This window comes from Dechloromonas sp. CZR5, from assembly GCF_008711155.1.
Lineage (GTDB): Bacteria > Pseudomonadota > Gammaproteobacteria > Burkholderiales > Rhodocyclaceae > Azonexus.
Map to the genome: position 1 here is coordinate 299,164 of NZ_VUYQ01000001.1, position 14,389 is coordinate 313,552.

The window sequence follows — 14,389 nt, forward strand, 5'->3', positions numbered from 1 at the left end:
GTCAGGTGCCGGCCTGCGCTAGGCGGGCCGGCTTGTCGTAACCCCACTGGTTCTGCCAGGCGGCTCGAACCATGTTCGGATACTCCGGTTTGCCCAGGCTGCCGTTGTAGCGACCGAGGGCGCGGAAAAGGTCGCCCTTCTCGATATCCAGGTAGTGGCGCAGGATGGTGCAGCCATAGCGCAGGTTGGTGCGCAGGTCGAACAAAGAGTCTTCAGGTCTGCCGATCAGTTTGACCCAAAAAGGCATGACCTGCATGTAGCCGCGTGCCCCGGCCGATGACACCGCATATTTCCGGAATCCCGACTCGACTTGCATCAAGCCCAGTACGAGCTGCGGGTCGAGGCCGGCGCGCGTTGCTTCGTAATGCACGCTACGCAGCAGGTCGATCCGGTATTCGCGATTGGGTATGCGCTTTTCCAGGCGTGGCGACATGGCGGCCAGCCAGTCGACGGCTTCCATTGGCGTCTTGAAGGAACTGACGCTCGGTCGGGAGTCGGAAACGGCTTTGTGCAGGGCAGCCTGCGCGCTGGCCGAGAGTGCTTCGTATTTCTGCGCGCCGGCGTAGGCCGCCGACGCGCTTACTAACAACAGTGCGGCGATCAGGCGGCGCACAATTTCTCTTGGAGAGTCGACACAATGTCGGTCTGCGCGATCATTGTCGGCTCGGCATCGCGGCGGCCCTTGTATTCGAATTGGCCGTCCTTGAGCCCGCGCTCGCCGATCACGACGCGATGCGGAATGCCGATCAGTTCCATGTCGGCAAACATGACCCCTGGACGTTCGTTGCGGTCGTCGAGCACGACATCGAGTCCGGCCTTCTTCAGGTCGCCGTACAGCTGGTCGGCAGCGAACTTGACCGCCTCGCTTTTGTGGTAGCCCATCGGCACGATACACACCTCGAATGGGGCGATGGCGGCGGGCAGTACGATGCCCTGTTCATCGTTGCCTTGTTCGATGGCGGCGCCGACGATGCGCGAAACGCCGATGCCGTAGCAGCCCATCTCCATCGTCTGGCTCTTGCCGTTTTCGTCAAGGTAGCTGCAGCCGAGGGCTTGGGCGTATTTCTGGCGCAACTGGAAGATATGGCCGACTTCGATGCCGCGGCAGATATCCAGCGTGCCTTTGCCATCGGGTGACGGGTCGCCGGCGACGACGTTGCGGATGTCGAACACTTCCGGTTCCGCCAGGTCGCGCCCGAAGTTGACGCCGGCCATGTGATAGCCGGCTTCATTCGCGCCACAGACAAAATCGCTCATGACGGCGACGCTGCGGTCGGCAAACACGGCGACCCTTTCCCGGTCGATGCCAACAGGGCCGATAAAGCCAGGCTTGCAGCGCAGGTGAGCGATCACTTCCTCTTCGGTGGCAAAGCGGAAGGGATTGATTGCGGCAATCTTGCTGGCCTTGATTTCGTTCAGTTCGTGATCGCCGCGCACCAGCAGCAGCGCGAAGGTCGGTTGGCCTTCCTCTTTTTCACTGACGACGGCGATGGATTTGACGATCTTGTCGAGCGGCAGGTTGAGAAATTTGGCGACATCGAGGCATGCCATCTTGCCCGGTGTGTGCGTCTTTTCCATTGTTTGACCGGCGGTGGCGCGGGGCGTGGTCGGCGCAAGCGCTTCGGCGAGTTCAACGTTGGCTGCGTAGTCGGAGGCCGGGCAGAAGGCGATGTCGTCTTCGCCGGATTCGGCCAGGACATGGAATTCATGCGATCCGGTACCGCCGATGGAGCCGGTGTCGGCGGCGACGGCGCGGAACTTGAGGCCCAGACGAGTGAAGATGCGGCTGTACGTATCGTACATGTTGCCGTATTCACGCTTCAGGTCGTCAAATGAGGTATGGAAGGAATAGCCGTCCTTCATCAGGAACTCGCGACCGCGCATGACGCCGAAACGGGGGCGGATTTCGTCGCGGAACTTGGTTTGCACCTGATAGAGGTGAATGGGCAGTTGGCGATAGCTTTTTACATCGCGGCGGACAACGTCCGTGATGACTTCTTCATGCGTCGGTCCGATGACAAAGTCACGCTGATGGCGGTCCTTGAAGCGCAGCAGCTCAGGGCCGTATTGTTCCCAGCGGCCGGACTCCTGCCACAGTTCTGCCGGCTGAACGGCCGGCATCAGCAGCTCCAGCGCACCGGCATTGTTCATCTCCTCGCGAACGACATTTTCGACCTTGCGCAGGACGCGCAGCCCCAAGGGCATCCAGGTATAGATACCGGCGGCGGCGCGCTTGATGTAGCCGGCGCGCAGCATCATTTTTTGACTGATGACTTCGGCGTCTGCCGGCGCTTCCTTGAGAGTGGTAAAAAAGAACTGCGAAGTGCGCATGGGATGCTCTTGAATTCGTTGGGAAACCTTCATTTTACACGGTCCCGCTTCTTTGCATGTGAACGCCCTTTGTGAAAGAATCGGGGCAACCATTAATTTTGCAGGATTTCTATGCTCGATCGCGAAGGCTATCGCCCGAACGTCGGCATCATTCTTTGTAACGCCAAAAACGAGGTTTTCTGGGGTAAACGCATACGGGAGCATTCCTGGCAGTTTCCGCAAGGTGGCATCAAGCGCGGTGAAACGCCGGAAGAAGCCATGTATCGGGAACTGCACGAAGAGGTCGGGCTGATGCCCGAACATGTGCGTATCCTCGGGCGAACCAAGGGCTGGTTGCGTTATGAAGTGCCGACACACTGGATTCGCCGCGAGTGGCGTGGTTCATACAAGGGCCAGAAACAGATTTGGTTCCTGCTGAGGCTGGTCGGGCGCGATAGCGACGTCAGTTTGCGGGCAACGAGCAAGCCGGAGTTCGATGCTTGGCGCTGGAATGACTACTGGGTGCCCCTCGATGCGGTGATCGAGTTCAAGCGTAGCGTATATGAGCAGGCGCTGAACGAACTCGTCCGTTTTCTCGATTTTGACCGCAAGGGACTTCGCATCAAGCGCGAGGCAGAGGCTTTTTTGCCGGAAGCGGCAATGGGTGAAGAGGAAAAGTAGCCATGAGTTTACGTGTGCTTGTCTTTTCCGTACTTCTCCTGCTTGTGCCACTTGCCGGTAATGCGGCGGACGAGCAGGAAGAGGATGGTGTGCCGCGGCAGTGGCAGGAATTGGATGTGCAGTTTCCCGCGCCGCCTGCCAAGGGTGCCTTGATACCGCTTTATGTGAGTGCGGCAACCGACAACCGCTTCTACATCGATGGTTCGAGTCTGAGTGTCGGGGCTGATCAGGTGATCCGCTACGTCATGGTTGTCGAGACGCCCGGTGGTGCGCGTAACGTGACCTATGAAGGGATGCGCTGCGAATCGAAGTCGCGTCGCATCTATGGTTCCGGACGCTTGGATGGGACGTGGTCAAAGGCACGTAACAGCGACTGGGTCCGCATTCTCGATGCTTATGCCAATCGGCAGCATGCGGCATTGTTTCTCGAGTACTTCTGCCCGTTCGGCAATTCGGTGCGGACTGCCGCCGAGGCGCGCGATGCCTTGTTACGTGGTGGGCATCCGGATGTCCGTCGCTGAGTCATTGCTATGTCGCCGGATCAACTGATACTTGAATTCGACCGCGCGCTGCGTACGGTTTTTGCGCAGGCCCGCACGGTTCGCCCTGTTCCCGGCATGGATTTGCCGGAGCCGGCCATGAGCGAGGTGGAGCGCAGGCATGCCTGTGGGCTGATGCGGGTCAATCATTGCGGAGAGATCTGTGCGCAGGCCCTGTATCAAGGGCAGGCGCTGACTTCGCGTGACCCTGCGGTCAAGGAGTCGCTTCGTGGCGCCGCGGAAGAGGAGACAGAGCATCTGGCCTGGACCGAGTCTCGTATCAAGGAGCTTGGCGGGCGTAAAAGCCTGTTGAATCCGCTGTGGTATGTCGGTTCGCTTTCCCTGGGGGTTGTCGCCGGGGTGATGGGCGACAAGTGGAACCTGGGTTTTTTGGCAGAAACCGAAAGGCAGGTCGAGGCGCATCTCGATGGGCATCTCGTTGATCTTCCGGCGCAGGATGGAAAATCTCGGGCAATTGTTGACCGTATGCGGCTCGACGAAATTCAACATGCCGAAATGGCCATCCGCTTCGGCGCCGCAGAATTGCCAGCGCCGATCAAATTGGGAATGAAGGCGATGGCGAAGGTCATGACTCTCGCCGCCTATCGCATCTAGGCCGGTCGAGTCAGGCTTCCTCGATAATCTCGAAATCGGCGGTGATGTCGGCTGTCTTGCCGATCATGATGGATGCCGAGCAGTATTTGTCCTTCGATAGTTCGATGGCGCGCGCTACGGCGTCCGGCTTCAGGTTTCGTCCCTTGACCCGATAGTGGAAGTGGATGCGCGTGAATACCTTGGGGTCCGTTTCCGCGCGCTCTGCGGCGAGGCTGACGTCGCAGCCGGTGACTTGATGGCGCCCTTTCTTCAGGATCAGCACGACATCGAAAGCGCTGCAGCCGCCAGTGCCGGCCAAGACCATTTCCATGGGGCGCAAGCCAAGGTTTCTACCGCCGGCTTCCGGGGCGCCGTCCATAACCACAGAGTGCCCACTGCCGGTTTCTGCCACAAATGACATGCCGGCATCGCTTCCCATCCATCTTACTGTGCATTCCATTTCGATCTCCTTGCTGGGGGTCCGATTCTAGCGGAATTGCCGAGTGGGCGATGTAGTGCTTAAGAATGCTGCAATGCAGCAATATGGGTTTTGCCTGAGCCGGGTTATTGAGGCTTGCCTGGAGTTGTTCAATGATTAATTGATGTTGAAATATTGTTATTTATTTAAATTAAACAATTATATATTTGCAATAATTTTTATTGATTTATTCATTGAAATATTGGTTGTGCAATGCACAAGAATAGCTTGCTGATGACCATGTGTTCGGGCAGAATGTGAAGCGTACGAACTGTAGTGACTTGTCAGCGATGAGTTCTTCGGTTCAGATTTGTCTCCTCCACCCTCCTCCTTTGGTGTGGATTTAACGCGGCTCAGCGAGCCGCGTTTTTTTTGCCTGATTTGCCATGAGTGGTTGAAAAGGATTGACAGCGATGTAATTTGTCGACTAAAATCCGCGCCTTTCTCCAATCTGCGCCCAATTTTTCAGGACGGCACACACATGAAAACGTTTTCCGCCAAGCCACATGAGGTGAAGCGCGAGTGGTTTGTGGTAGACGCCACAGACAAGGTGCTCGGCCGCCTCGCCACCGAAATCGCTCGTCGCCTTCGCGGCAAGCACAAGGCTATCTATACCCCGCACGTTGATACCGGCGACTTCATCGTTGTCACCAACGTTGAAAAGCTCACCGTTACCGGTAACAAGGCTGAAGATAAGAAGTACTTCCGCCACTCCGGTTACCCGGGCGGTATCTACGAAACCAACTTCAAGAAGATGCAGCAACGCTTCCCGGGCCGTGCTCTGGAAACCGCCGTCAAGGGCATGCTGCCGAAGGGGCCGCTGGGCTACGCCATGCTCAAGAAGCTGAAGTGCTACGCCGGCGACCAGCATCCGCACACTGCCCAGCAGCCGAAGGCTCTGGAAATCTAAGGGGATATCATGGCTGAAGCTTATTTCTACGGTACTGGCCGTCGCAAGAGCGCCGTTGCTCGTGTTTTCATGAAGCGCGGTTCTGGTGCCATTGTTGTTAATGGCAAGCCGGTTGATCAGTTCTTCTCCCGCGAAACCGGTCGCATGATCGTTCGTCAGCCGCTTGAGCTGGTCGAGCAATTGAATGGTTTTGATATCAAGGTCAATGTCACCGGTGGTGGTGAGTCCGGTCAGGCTGGTGCTGTTCGTCACGGCATCACCCGTGCCCTGATCGAATACGACGCAGCCCTGAAGCCCGCGTTGTCGAAGGCTGGGTTCGTTACCCGCGATGCCCGTGAAGTCGAGCGTAAGAAGGTCGGCTTCCACAAGGCACGTCGCCGGAAGCAATTCTCCAAGCGTTAATACGCTTGTCAAAAAAAGGCCGCCTTGGGGCGGCTTTTTTTGTTGCCTGTTCTTGAGGTGTGGGTTGAACCTTGGGTGTAAAAAAGCCTCGGCAAATGCCGAGGCTTTTTTTAATTTGAGTGCAGCCTGCCTCAGGACAGGATGAGGTTATCGCGGTGGATGATTTCCGGTTCGTCTACGTAGCCGAGGATGTTTTCGATGTCGGCTGTCGTTTTTCGGGCGATCAGGCGCGCTTCGCCGCTGCCGTAGTTACTCAGGCCGCGGGCGATTTCACGGCCGTCGGGGCTGGTGCAGGCGACTGCGGCGCCGCGTTCAAATTCGCCTTCGGCGGCAATGACGCCGATGGGGAGGAGGCTCTTGCCGGCGCGAAGGGCTTCCACGGCGCCGGTGTCGAGAATCAGGCGTCCGGCGAGTTGCAGGTGGTCGGCCAGCCATTGCTTGCGGGCGGCCAGTGGCGGCGTGGTAGAAACCAGCAAGGTGCCGACTGATTCGCCGGTTGCCAGACGGAGGATCGGGTCGGTTTCGTGGCCGCTCGCGATGGCTGTGTGGGCGCCGCTGCGGGCGGCGCGTTTGGCGGCAATGACCTTCGTGATCATGCCGCCGGTGCCCACCTGGCTACCGGCGCCTCCGGCCATGGCTTCGAGCGACGTATCACCGGCGATCGCCTCCTGGATCAGGGTGGCATTCGGGTCTTTGCGTGGGTCGGCCGTGTATAGGCCTTTCTGGTCGGTCAGGATGATCAGGGCGTCGGCTTCGGTCAGGTTGGCGACGAGGGCGCCGAGGGTGTCGTTATCGCCAAACTTGATTTCGTCGGTGATGACCGTGTCGTTTTCATTGATGATTGGCACGATGCCAAGACCAAGTAGCGTCGTCAGGGTCGAGCGCGCATTCAGGTAGCGCTTGCGGTCGGCCAGGTCGTCGTGGGTAAGCAGGATCTGTGCGGTGTGTACACCGTGTTTGCCGAAGGCGGCCTCGTAGGCCTCGACCAGTCCGGCTTGTCCGACGGCGGCGGCTGCCTGTTTTTCATGGACGGTCTTCGGGCGGCGGCCCCAGCCGAGGCGTTGCACGCCGCAGGCGACCGCGCCGGAGGAGACGAGAATGATTTCGCGTCCTTGTTCGCGCAGGCTGGCAATCTGGCGAGCCCAGTCACCGATGGCGTTCAGATCGAGGCCTGTGCCATTGTTGGTGACAAGTGCCGAGCCGACCTTGACGACCAGGCGCTTGGCGTTGGCGAGGCGGGTCTGGCTCATGTGGTTTCCGTCATCCCTTCGTCTTCGTCGTCTGCGACTTCAGGAACGGCCATCTGCTCGAGAGCCTCCTGGATGGCGTAGATCAGCGGCTTGGTCCCTTCGCCATTGATGGCGGCGATGCTGAATACCGGGCCGTCGAATTTTGTTGCCTTCTTGTAGGCTTTCAGGAAGTCCTCGGTGGTCTTTTCGCGATCCTCTTCGGGGATCAGGTCGAGTTTGTTGAGAATCAGCCAGCGGGGCTTTTCGACCAATTCCGGATCGTGCTTGGCCAGTTCGCCGACGATGGCCTTCGCATCGCGAACCGGATTGGCGTCGGGGTCGATCGGAGCGATGTCGACGAGGTGCAGCAGGATGCGGGTGCGCTGCAGGTGCTTGAGGAAGCGGATGCCGAGGCCTGCGCCGTCGGCGGCGCCTTCGATCAGGCCCGGTACGTCGGCGACGACGAAGCTCTTTTCTGCGCCGACGCGGACGACGCCCAGGTTGGGGTGCAGCGTGGTGAAGGGGTAGTCGGCGACCTTGGGGCGGGCCGCGGAAATGGCGCGGATCAGCGTGCTCTTGCCGGCATTGGGCAGGCCGAGCAGGCCGACATCGGCCAGTACGCGCAATTCGAGGCCGAGCTCGTGCTCTTCGCCCTGTTCGCCCTTGGTGCATTGGCGGGGCGCGCGGTTGGTTGAGGACTTGAAGTGGGTGTTTCCGAGGCCGCCCTTGCCGCCCTTGGCGATCAGAACCTTCTGGTCGTGCTCGGCGAGGTCGGCCAGGACTTCTCCGGTGTTGAGGTCGGTGACAACGGTGCCGACCGGCATGCGCAGCACAATGTCTTCCCCGCCGGCGCCGTAGCAGTCGGCGCTGCCGCCGTTTTCGCCGCGCTGGCCGAGGAATTTACGAGTGTAGCGGTAATCGACCAGCGTGTTGATGTTGCGGTCGGCAATGACGTAGACGCTGCCGCCCTTGCCGCCATCGCCACCGTTGGGGCCCCCCATGGGGATGTATTTTTCGCGGCGGAAGGTGGCGATGCCGTTACCGCCGTCACCGGCCTTCACATAGATTTTTGCTTCGTCGATGAACTTCATGGTTTGTTCTTCCTGCCTCGGTCAAGGCGTTGATGCTTTATGGGGCTGGGCTCTTCGGGAAAGCGCAGGCCGATAAAGCAAAAAGCCCTATCCAGGCGGATAGGGCTTTTCTGAATCTTCCGCCGGGCCGAATTATTCGGCGGCCGGAACGATCGAAACGGTGCGGCGCTTCTTTTCGCCCTTGATGGCGAACTGGATCACGCCATCCTTCAGTGCGAACAGGGTGTGATCCTTGCCGCAGCCGACGTTTTCGCCCGGATGGAATTCGGTGCCACGCTGGCGAACGATGATGTTGCCAGCCAGGACGAATTGACCGCCGTAGCGCTTGACGCCCAGTCGTTGGGCTTGTGAGTCGCGGCCGTTACGTGAACTACCGCCTGCCTTTTTGTGTGCCATTTCTTAGCTCCTTGTCTGAACTTAGGCAGCGATCGTGTCGATGCGCAGTTCGGTGTAGTTCTGACGATGGCCTTGACGCTTCTGGTAGTGCTTACGACGACGCATCTTGAAGATCTTGACCTTGTCGTGGCGGCCGTGGGAAACCACGGTGCACTTGACGGTGGCGCCAGCAAGGAAGGGGGCGCCGATCTTCACGGACTCGCCTTCGCCTACCATGAGGATCTGGTCGAGAGTGACTTCTGCGCCAACGTCTGCCGGTATCTGTTCTACTTTGAGTTTTTGGCCAGCGGAAACGCGATACTGCTTGCCGCCGGTTTTTATGACCGCATACATGGGTTGGACTCCGAAAATAAACCAAAGGGTGCTACAAAGAACCGCGCATTATACGGAGAAATTCCAATAAGTCAAAGGCTTTTCAATGGCTTATGGTAAACTCACCGCCTTTCGCAAAGGAGCTGTTCATGGCTGAAATCACCACGGCATCGGGCCTGATTTATGAAGATACTGTCGAAGGCACGGGCGCTGTAGCCAAGGCCGGCGATTTCGTCACGGTGCATTACACCGGCTGGCTGACCAACGGCAGCAAGTTCGACTCGAGCAAGGATCGCAACGATCCTTTCCAGTTCCCGCTCGGCCAGGGCCACGTCATCAAAGGCTGGGACGAAGGCGTTCAAGGCATGAAGATCGGCGGTACGCGCAAGCTGACCATTCCGGCTCAACTCGGCTACGGCGCACGCGGCGCGGGCGGCGTGATTCCGCCGAACGCGACGCTGGTTTTCGAGGTTGAACTGCTCGACCTGCAATGAGCGGTAGTGAAGATCCTTGGGGCAAGTGGCGCAAGCCGGGTGACCCGGCTGAGGCGCCCAAGCCAATTGCCGATACGGCGCCCGCGGACGACCCGGAAAAACCGGCAAAACGCCCGGCTGCCCGCGTTGTCGATGCACCTGAAAAGCCTGCCGGCACCCTCGGTGTGAACAAGGCCGCCGTCGCGCGCGATGCCGAGAAACAAGCTCGCAAGCCGCTACGCGGAGGTCCGCCGCGTGTGCGGCCGACCTTGCAGGAAAAACAGGAGGCCGATGCCAAGGCAAAGGCCGAGCGTGTGCAGCGTAACGAACGAACGCGCGACAGCGCAGCGTCCTCCTCGGATCGCAAGCCGCGCAGCGCCTCTCGTGCGCCGGCGCGCAGCGAAGCCAATGCGGAGTCGCCGTGGGCCAGAGCGCAGGCCTTGAGCAAGGCGCCTCGGCCGGTACGCAGCCGCGACGATACGCCGCGTGCCGGAAGCGATCGCCCTGTGCGCCGTGACGCCGATGCCGGACGTTCGGCAACGCCGCCCGCCCGCCCGGAGGGGCCGCCGCCGGAGGGTGTTCGTCTTTCCAAGGTCATGTCCGAGCGTGGCTTGTGCTCCCGCCGTGAAGCCGATCTCTGGATCGAGCGTGGTTGGGTGTTCGTCAACGGCGAGCAGGTCAGCGAACTCGGGACGCGTATCGATCCGGGTGCCGATATCACGGTTTCGCAAGAGGCCAAGAAGGATCAGGCCAAGGCTGTCACCATCCTGTTGCACAAGCCGGTCGGCTACGTATCCGGCCAGCCGGAGCCTGGGAGTGTGCCGGCTGTGACGCTGATCACCGCCGAAAGCCAGGTGCCGCAGTCCGGCGGTCCGGAGTTCAAGCCGTGGATGTTGCGCGGTCTTGCGCCGGCGGGGCGTCTCGACGTCGACTCCACCGGATTGCTGGTGCTGACCAGCGACGGCCGTGTCGCCAAGCGCCTGATTGGCGAGGATAGCGATGCCGAGAAGGAATACCTGGTGCGCGTTTCGGGCGAGATGATCAAGGGTGGGCTGGATCTGCTGCGCCACGGTCTTGAGCTTGATGGCAAGCCGTTGAAGCAGGCGTGGGTCAAGCAGCTGAATGAGGACCAGCTCCACTTCATCCTGAAGGAAGGCAAGAAGCGCCAGATTCGCCGCATGTGCGAACTGGTGGGGCTCAAGGTTATCGGCCTGAAGCGCGTGCGTATCGGCCGTATTCGCCTGGGCGACCTGCCGATGGGGCAATGGCGCTTCCTGCGTGCCGACGAGGCATTCTGACCCGTCGTCTGCAGATGCTCCAGAAAAAGACAACGCCGGCTTCAAGCCGGCGTTGTTGTTTGTGGTGCTTCTAGTGGCGAATCAGACGGTACCGGTTGGCTTGGCGGCACGGACCGGCGGCATCATCAGGCATTCGCCGTCAATGACGGTCTTGCCGCCGACGGTGCATACGGTGTCGAGAATCACGCGGTTCTTTTCGACATTGACTTCACGCACGGTGACGGTGGCGGTGACGGTGTCGCCCGGCTTGACCGGCGCCTTGAACTTCAGCGTTTGCGACAGGTAGATGGTGCCCGGGCCGGGCAGTTTGTTGGCCAGGGTGGCGGAAATGAAACCGGCCGACAGCATGCCGTGCGCGATGCGCGTGCCGAACATCGTGCCCTTGCAGTATTCCTCGTCGAGGTGGGCCGGGTTGACGTCGGTCGAGATGCCGGCAAACAGGATGATGTCGGCTTCGGTGACGGTCTTCGAGGTGCTGGCGGACATGCCGGGATGCAGCTGATCGATGTGATAGGTCATGCTGAACTCCTTGCTTTTATCGGTTGGGAAAAGGGTACTCTACCATACCGGTGCGTATGGATGAATGGGGGTCATTCGGCACGCAGCGCCTCGACCGGGTCGAGGCGTGCTGCGCGCCGTGCCGGCAGGACGCCGGCAGCCAGGCCGATGGCGATGGCCAGACCTTCAGCGAGGCCGACGAAAGTCAGCGGCGTATGTACCGGCAGGGCGGGTAGCAGCAGATGGATCAATTGGGCCAGGCCAACCCCGATACCCAGACCCATCAGGCCGCCAATGGCGGAGAGCGCGATGGCTTCGCCGAGAAAGAGCAGCAGGATGGTGCGCCGGGGAGCGCCGAGGGCGACCAGCAGCCCGATCTCACCGGTCCGTTCGCTGACGGCGATGGTCATGATGGTGACGATGCCGACCCCGCCGACCAGCAGCGAGATACCGCCCAGCGCGCCGACGGCCATGGTCAGCACGTTGAGGATATTGGACAGCGTCGCCATCATCTCCTCCTGGGTGACGATGGTGAAATCCTCGTGGCCGTGGCGCGCGATCATGCGTTCACGCACCGCATCGGCGACGATCCGTGACGGGATGCCCTCTTCGGCGGCCAGATTGATTTCGTTGAGGCCGTCGCGATTGAAGATTTCGAGTGCCCGCGCTGCCGGTATGAAGGCGGTGTCGTCGAGGTCGATGCCGAGGAACTGGCCTTTCGGCTCGAGAATGCCAATGACGCGGAACTGGTCGGGGCCGATGCGCAAGCGTGTACCGAGGGCGTTTTCGGCACCGTAGAGCTCCTCCTTCAGTTTGGGGCCGAGGACAACCAGCGCCCGCGCATTCTCCGCATCATCGTGCGGCAGGAACTGGCCGACGCGTATCTTGCCCTTGAAGACGTCAAGCATCTGCGGACCGACGCCATAGACCAAGGTGCGGCGCAGCCGGCCGTTGGCCCCCACTTCGGCGTTGCCCCAGGTGCTGGGTGTGCTGGCAACGACGTGAGGCAGGGTGGCCAGCGCCCTGGCGTCGTCGAGCGACAGGGGACGGGCGCTGGTCGGCAGGCCGGACGAAGTGCCGCCGGTCTTGGTCTTTCCCGGGTGGACGGCAACGACATTGGTGCCGAACTGGCTGAATTCGGCCAGCACGAAGCGATGGATGCCTTCGCCGATCGAGGTGAGCAGGATCACCGCGGCAATGCCGACGGCGATGCCGAGGAGCGTCAGGAAGCTGCGCAGGCGTTGCGCTGTGACGGCGCGGAGGGCTAGTTGGAAGGCGTCGGCGGCCAGCATGTCAGTGCTTCATCAGCGCCAGAACCGGTTCGAGGCGGGCAGCTTGGCGAGCCGGCATGACGCCGAACAGCAGGCCGGTTGCTAGGGCGGTGCTCAGACCGGCGATGACCGCCCAGTCGGGCGGATAGGCCGGAAAGACCGGAAAGGCCTGGCGCAGGGCAAAGGCCCCGAGTTGACCGAGCAGGTAGCCGAGCAGCGCGCCTATCCCCGAGAGCATGGCCGCCTCGGCCAGAAATGCAAGACGGATGGTGTCGGCGGAGGCGCCGAGCGCCTTGAGCAGGCCGATTTCACCGGTACGCTGGGTGACCGCGACGAGCATGACGTTCATGACGAGTATGCCGGCAACGGCCAGGCTGATCGCCGCGATCCCGGCAACGGCCAGGGTCAGCGCCCCGAGCAGCTTGTCGAAGGTGGCGAGAACGGCATCCTGGGTGATCACGGTGACATCCTCCTCGCCGCGATGGCGCTGCTTGAGGAGCTCCAGCGACTGCGTCCGGGCGGCCGGAATGGCTTCGCGACTGTTGGCTTCGATCAGGATGCGGAAGAGGGTGTTGGAATTGAACATCGCCTGGGCCAGAGAGACCGGCACGATGACCAGTTCGTCGGTGTTCATGCCCAGTCCCTGGCCGAGCGGCTTGAGAACGCCGATGACGCGCAGGCGCCGGTCGCCGACCCGCACCAGTTGCCCCACGGCAGGTTCCGTACCGAAAATTTCCTGGCGCAGCTTGGCGCCGATGATGGCGACCGATGAGCCGCGATTCCAGTCTTCATCGGGCAGGGGGCTGCCCTGGGCAAGCTCGAAATTGCGGATGGGGATGAATTCGGCGGTCGAGCCGGCGACCATGGCTTCGCGCAGCTTGCCGCCGTGGGCGATTTCCGAGGTGCCGACGGCGAGCGGCGCCACGCGGCGGACGCTGGGCAGGCGGCGCAGGCTGGCGGCGTCGTCGATGGTCAGGTCGCGCGGCGTCGAGGTGATGGCGTTGGCCGGATTGAAGCCGCCGGTGCCGGAACGGCCGGGCAGCACGATGACCAGGTTGGTGCCGAGTGACGAGAACTGGCCGACGACATAGCGCCTTGCGCCGTCGCCCAGGGCGGTCAGGATGACGACGGCGGCAACGCCGATCGACATGGCGAGTACCGAGAGTGCCGTGCGCACGGGGTAGCCGGCGGCAGCGTCGCGGGCAAAACGCAGGGTGTCAGCCAGGCGCATGGGCGCTGTCGTGCTTCAGCCGGCCATCCTCCATGACCAGCTGGCGGCCGGCGCGGGCGCCTAGCGCCGGGTCGTGGGTGACGACGATCAGCGTGACGCCCTGGCTATTCAGGGCCTCGAGCAGGTGAACGACCTCGTCGCCGGTGTGGCGGTCGAGATTGCCGGTCGGTTCGTCGGCAAGGATCAGGGCCGGCTGCATGATGGTGGCGCGGGCGATGGCGACGCGCTGGCGCTGGCCGCCGGAGAGCTGGTCGGGCTTGTGATCGGCGCGTTTGTCCAGGCCGAAATCCGTCAGCGCCTGCGCCACGCGCTGCTTGCGTTCGGCCGGAGCAATCCCGGCCAGCATCATCGGCAGGGCGATGTTTTCCGCCGCCGTGAGGCGCGGCACCAGATGGAAGCTCTGGAAGACGAAGCCGATGCGCCGGCTGCGCACGGTGGCCTGTTCCTCAGGCGACAGGGTGGTGACATCGCGTCCTTCCAGCCGGTAACTGCCGGCATTCGGGCGGTCAAGCAGGCCGAGCAGGTTGAGCAGGGTGGATTTTCCCGAACCCGATGGGCCCATCACGGCGACATACTGGCCGGCGTCGATCTGCAGGTCCAGCCCGTTCAGCGCATTCACGGTAGTGTCGCCGAGCAGGAAGCGCCGTTCGATGCCGGACAGTTCGATCAGCGCCAT

Annotated in this window: 18 protein-coding genes; 7 read left to right on the top strand and 11 right to left on the bottom strand. The window is 61.4% G+C overall.

The genetic code is table 11. The features are described from left to right. Position 1 precedes the first annotated feature (1 nt). Positions 2-613, bottom strand: a complete 612-nt coding sequence (locus tag F1002_RS01445; protein ID WP_150427251.1) for a lytic transglycosylase domain-containing protein — start codon at positions 611-613, stop codon at positions 2-4. Continuing rightward, a complete protein-coding gene (locus tag F1002_RS01450; RefSeq protein WP_150427252.1) occupies positions 601-2,331 on the bottom strand; it encodes a proline--tRNA ligase in 1,731 nt (576 codons plus the stop codon). Before F1002_RS01450 ends, F1002_RS01445 begins: the two co-directional genes overlap by 13 nt. Before the next feature lie 111 nt (positions 2,332-2,442). Between F1002_RS01450 and F1002_RS01455 the strand changes: the two genes are divergently transcribed. The 3 genes from F1002_RS01455 to coq7 are packed head-to-tail and all read left to right on the top strand — an operon-like array spanning position 2,443 to position 4,145. Continuing rightward, positions 2,443-2,991 (top strand): RNA pyrophosphohydrolase, encoded by a 549-nt coding sequence (locus F1002_RS01455; protein ID WP_150427253.1) that lies wholly within the window; start codon positions 2,443-2,445, stop codon positions 2,989-2,991. Positions 2,992-2,993: 2 nt separating this feature from the next. Next, positions 2,994-3,512 (top strand): CNP1-like family protein, encoded by a 519-nt coding sequence (locus F1002_RS01460; RefSeq protein ID WP_150427254.1) that lies wholly within the window; start codon positions 2,994-2,996, stop codon positions 3,510-3,512. 9 nt (positions 3,513-3,521) lie between these two features. Next, positions 3,522-4,145, top strand: a complete 624-nt coding sequence (coq7, locus tag F1002_RS01465) for a 2-polyprenyl-3-methyl-6-methoxy-1,4-benzoquinone monooxygenase (protein WP_150427255.1) — start codon at positions 3,522-3,524, stop codon at positions 4,143-4,145. Between the two features lie 10 nt (positions 4,146-4,155). Here coq7 and F1002_RS01470 read toward each other — a convergent pair whose 3' ends face one another. Continuing rightward, positions 4,156-4,584, bottom strand: coding sequence for an OsmC family protein (locus F1002_RS01470; protein WP_150427256.1), 429 nt, complete (start codon positions 4,582-4,584; stop codon positions 4,156-4,158). 499 nt (positions 4,585-5,083) lie between these two features. On the opposite strand from F1002_RS01470, the gene rplM reads away from it, so the two are divergent. Further along, the gene (gene rplM, locus F1002_RS01475) at positions 5,084-5,512 is read left to right on the top strand and encodes a 50S ribosomal protein L13 (protein ID WP_150427257.1); all 429 of its coding nucleotides are present in this window, start codon (positions 5,084-5,086) and stop codon (positions 5,510-5,512) included. Positions 5,513-5,521: 9 nt separating this feature from the next. Then, entirely contained in the window at positions 5,522-5,914 is a 393-nt protein-coding gene (gene rpsI / locus F1002_RS01480) for a 30S ribosomal protein S9 (protein ID WP_150427258.1), read from the top strand. Between the two features lie 131 nt (positions 5,915-6,045). Here rpsI and proB read toward each other — a convergent pair whose 3' ends face one another. The 4 genes from proB to rplU form a co-directional block, all read right to left on the bottom strand. Next, entirely contained in the window at positions 6,046-7,164 is a 1,119-nt protein-coding gene (gene proB / locus F1002_RS01485; protein WP_150427259.1) for a glutamate 5-kinase, read from the bottom strand. Continuing rightward, positions 7,161-8,234, bottom strand: a complete 1,074-nt coding sequence (gene cgtA, locus F1002_RS01490; protein ID WP_150427260.1) for an Obg family GTPase CgtA — start codon at positions 8,232-8,234, stop codon at positions 7,161-7,163. The genes proB and cgtA overlap by 4 nt, the downstream gene beginning before the upstream one ends. A 132-nt stretch (positions 8,235-8,366) precedes the next feature. Continuing rightward, the gene (gene rpmA, locus F1002_RS01495; protein WP_150427261.1) at positions 8,367-8,630 is read right to left on the bottom strand and encodes a 50S ribosomal protein L27; all 264 of its coding nucleotides are present in this window, start codon (positions 8,628-8,630) and stop codon (positions 8,367-8,369) included. Between the two features lie 21 nt (positions 8,631-8,651). Then, on the bottom strand, positions 8,652-8,963 hold the full coding sequence (gene rplU, locus F1002_RS01500) for a 50S ribosomal protein L21 (protein ID WP_011289195.1): 312 nt from the start codon (positions 8,961-8,963) through the stop codon (positions 8,652-8,654). 128 nt (positions 8,964-9,091) lie between these two features. On the opposite strand from rplU, the gene F1002_RS01505 reads away from it, so the two are divergent. Next, positions 9,092-9,436, top strand: coding sequence for an FKBP-type peptidyl-prolyl cis-trans isomerase (locus F1002_RS01505; protein ID WP_150427262.1), 345 nt, complete (start codon positions 9,092-9,094; stop codon positions 9,434-9,436). After that, positions 9,433-10,713 (top strand): pseudouridine synthase, encoded by a 1,281-nt coding sequence (locus F1002_RS01510; protein ID WP_150427263.1) that lies wholly within the window; start codon positions 9,433-9,435, stop codon positions 10,711-10,713. Before F1002_RS01505 ends, F1002_RS01510 begins: the two co-directional genes overlap by 4 nt. A gap of 81 nt (positions 10,714-10,794) precedes the next feature. Here the strand turns inward: F1002_RS01510 and F1002_RS01515 are convergent, their stop codons facing one another. From F1002_RS01515 to F1002_RS01530, 4 genes are all read right to left on the bottom strand, one after another. Further along, entirely contained in the window at positions 10,795-11,232 is a 438-nt protein-coding gene (locus tag F1002_RS01515) for a MaoC family dehydratase (RefSeq protein WP_150427264.1), read from the bottom strand. 71 nt (positions 11,233-11,303) lie between these two features. Next, positions 11,304-12,503 carry an ABC transporter permease gene (locus tag F1002_RS01520; RefSeq protein ID WP_150427265.1) on the bottom strand — a complete coding sequence of 400 codons (1,200 nt, stop codon included), beginning with the start codon at positions 12,501-12,503 and terminating at the stop codon, positions 11,304-11,306. A 1-nt stretch (position 12,504) separates the two neighbouring features. Next, positions 12,505-13,713 carry an ABC transporter permease gene (locus F1002_RS01525; RefSeq protein WP_150427266.1) on the bottom strand — a complete coding sequence of 403 codons (1,209 nt, stop codon included), beginning with the start codon at positions 13,711-13,713 and terminating at the stop codon, positions 12,505-12,507. Further along, positions 13,700-14,389, bottom strand: a complete 690-nt coding sequence (locus tag F1002_RS01530; protein WP_150427267.1) for an ABC transporter ATP-binding protein — start codon at positions 14,387-14,389, stop codon at positions 13,700-13,702. Before F1002_RS01530 ends, F1002_RS01525 begins: the two co-directional genes overlap by 14 nt.

What these genes read in the sequence shown, in the direction of transcription:
- F1002_RS01450 (WP_150427252.1), bottom strand. Translation starts at nt 2,331, where the DNA reads ATGCGCACTTCGCAGTTCTTTTTTACCACTCTCAAGGAAGCGCCGGCA.
- F1002_RS01455 (WP_150427253.1), top strand. Translation starts at nt 2,443, where the DNA reads ATGCTCGATCGCGAAGGCTATCGCCCGAACGTCGGCATCATTCTTTGT.
- F1002_RS01460 (WP_150427254.1), top strand. Translation starts at nt 2,994, where the DNA reads ATGAGTTTACGTGTGCTTGTCTTTTCCGTACTTCTCCTGCTTGTGCCA.
- coq7 (WP_150427255.1), top strand. Translation starts at nt 3,522, where the DNA reads ATGTCGCCGGATCAACTGATACTTGAATTCGACCGCGCGCTGCGTACG.
- F1002_RS01470 (WP_150427256.1), bottom strand. Translation starts at nt 4,584, where the DNA reads ATGGAATGCACAGTAAGATGGATGGGAAGCGATGCCGGCATGTCATTT.
- rplM (WP_150427257.1), top strand. Translation starts at nt 5,084, where the DNA reads ATGAAAACGTTTTCCGCCAAGCCACATGAGGTGAAGCGCGAGTGGTTT.
- rpsI (WP_150427258.1), top strand. Translation starts at nt 5,522, where the DNA reads ATGGCTGAAGCTTATTTCTACGGTACTGGCCGTCGCAAGAGCGCCGTT.
- proB (WP_150427259.1), bottom strand. Translation starts at nt 7,164, where the DNA reads ATGAGCCAGACCCGCCTCGCCAACGCCAAGCGCCTGGTCGTCAAGGTC.
- cgtA (WP_150427260.1), bottom strand. Translation starts at nt 8,234, where the DNA reads ATGAAGTTCATCGACGAAGCAAAAATCTATGTGAAGGCCGGTGACGGC.
- rpmA (WP_150427261.1), bottom strand. Translation starts at nt 8,630, where the DNA reads ATGGCACACAAAAAGGCAGGCGGTAGTTCACGTAACGGCCGCGACTCA.
- rplU (WP_011289195.1), bottom strand. Translation starts at nt 8,963, where the DNA reads ATGTATGCGGTCATAAAAACCGGCGGCAAGCAGTATCGCGTTTCCGCT.
- F1002_RS01505 (WP_150427262.1), top strand. Translation starts at nt 9,092, where the DNA reads ATGGCTGAAATCACCACGGCATCGGGCCTGATTTATGAAGATACTGTC.
- F1002_RS01510 (WP_150427263.1), top strand. Translation starts at nt 9,433, where the DNA reads ATGAGCGGTAGTGAAGATCCTTGGGGCAAGTGGCGCAAGCCGGGTGAC.
- F1002_RS01515 (WP_150427264.1), bottom strand. Translation starts at nt 11,232, where the DNA reads ATGACCTATCACATCGATCAGCTGCATCCCGGCATGTCCGCCAGCACC.
- F1002_RS01520 (WP_150427265.1), bottom strand. Translation starts at nt 12,503, where the DNA reads ATGCTGGCCGCCGACGCCTTCCAACTAGCCCTCCGCGCCGTCACAGCG.
- F1002_RS01525 (WP_150427266.1), bottom strand. Translation starts at nt 13,713, where the DNA reads ATGCGCCTGGCTGACACCCTGCGTTTTGCCCGCGACGCTGCCGCCGGC.
- F1002_RS01530 (WP_150427267.1), bottom strand. Translation starts at nt 14,389, where the DNA reads ATGGCGCTGATCGAACTGTCCGGCATCGAACGGCGCTTCCTGCTCGGC.